This is a genomic window from Streptomyces sp. NPDC004561 (assembly GCF_053602155.1).
In genome coordinates, this window is record NZ_JBSGDB010000845.1 from 1 (window position 1) to 1,905 (window position 1,905).

Genomic DNA, 1,905 nt, shown 5'->3' on the forward strand with positions numbered 1-1,905 from the left:
CGAACGTGAAGAACCAGATGATGTGCAGGACGCCCGCGAGCGCGGTGAAGGACAGCACGGGGTGCACGAGGAACCGCTGTCGGAGGGGTTCGGCGAGGGCGTCTCCCGGCACCCGGCCGTGGCCCCCGCGCGCTGGACCTACGAGTTGGGCCAGGCCGTCCGCGGCGAACTCCACGACCCGCTCACCCCTGTCCTCGCGGTCGGCTCGGCCGCCTCGGCGATCCTCGGCTCGATGGTGGACGCCCTGCTCGTCGTCGGCGCGCTCGACCTGAACGCCCTGGTCGGCGGCATCCAGCGGCTGCGGGCCGAACGGGCGCTGTCCGGGCTGGTCGCCGAGCAGCAGCAGAAGGCGCGTCTCGTACCGCCGGAGGAGGAGGCCCCGGCCGGGGGCACCCGCACCGTGGAGGCGGGCAAGCTCCATCCGGGCGACGTGATCCAGCTCAAGGGCGACGACGTGGTGCCCGCCGACGCCCGGCTGCTGTGGCAGGACGGCCTGGAGGTCGACGAGTCCGCGCTGACCGGCGAGTCCCTGCCGGTGGAGAAGCAGACCGACCCCACCCCGCACGCCCCCGTCGCGGACCGGCGCTGCATGGTCTTCGAGGGCACGACCGTGGTGGCGGGGGAGGGCCGCGCGGTCGTGGTCGACACCGGCGACCGCACCGAGGCCGCCCGCGCCGTCCACCTCGCCGCCCGTACCCCTCCGGCGGGCGGTGTCCAGGCCAGGCTCCAGGACCTCACCCGCAAGGCGCTGCCGTTGACGCTGGCCGGCGGCGCCGCCGTCACCGGTCTCGCGCTGCTGCGCGGCACCCCGATCCGCGAGGCGGTCAGCGGCGGGGTGGCGGTGGCCGTCGCCGCCGTGCCCGAGGGGCTGCCCCTGGTGGCCACGGTCGCGCAGCTGGCGGCCGCCCGCCGGCTGAGCCGGGGCGGTGTCCTCGTCCGCACCCCGCGGACGCTGGAGGCGCTCGGCCGGATGGACACCATCTGCTTCGACAAGACCGGCACCCTGACCGAGAACCGGCTGCGGCTGGTGCGCACCTCCGACGCCGACGGCAAGGTCCGCGGGGTGGACGACGCCGGGTCCGCGGACACGGTACGGGTGGCGGCGCGGGCCTGCCCGAAGGTCAACGGCGGCAACGACCGGCCGGTGCACGCCACCGACGAGGCCGTCCTCGACGCGGCCGGCCCCGACCCGGACTGGACGCAGCTGGCCGGACTGCCGTTCGAGGCCGGGCGCGGGTACGCCGCCGCCGTGGGCCGCGCCGGGGACGGCCCGCGCGTCCTCGTGGTCAAGGGCGCCCCGGAAACGGTGCTGCCCGGCTGCCCCGGCCTGCCGGCGTCGGTCTCCGACACGGCGGCGGAGCTGGCCGGCCGGGGTCTGCGGGTCCTGGCTGTGGCCGAACGGCGGCTCGACGCCGGCGAGGAGGAGTCCGGCGTCCTCGAACAGCCTGTGCGGGAGCTGGAGTTCACCGGTCTGCTGGCGCTGTCCGACGTACCGCGCGAGACCTCCACGGCCCTGGTGAACGGTCTGCACGCGGCGGGCGTACGGCCGGTCATGCTCACCGGCGACCATCCGCAGACCGCGCGGGCCATCGCCGCCGACCTCGGCTGGCCCGAGGAGACCGTGGTGGTCACCGGCGACGAGCTGGCGGCCGCGGACCGCGCGGCCCGGGCCCGGATGCTGCGCGACGCCGGCGTGGTGGCCCGGGTGGCGCCCGAGCAGAAGCTCCAGGTCGTGGAGGCGCTGCGGGACGCGGGCCGGGTGGTCGGCATGGTCGGCGACGGCGCCAACGACGCCGCGGCCATCCGCGCCGCCGACATCGGCGTCGGCATCAGCGCGCGCGGCTCGGCCGCCGCGCGCAACTCCCCCGACATCGTCCTGACCGACGACCGTCCATGCCCGGCTTC

At 76.7% G+C, this 1,905-nt stretch carries 1 protein-coding gene; it reads left to right on the forward strand.

What is annotated here, in order from left to right; translation table 11 throughout:
• On the forward strand, positions 1–1,905 hold a 1,905-nt coding region (locus ACWEN3_RS45990; RefSeq protein WP_452984338.1), incomplete at both ends, for an HAD-IC family P-type ATPase.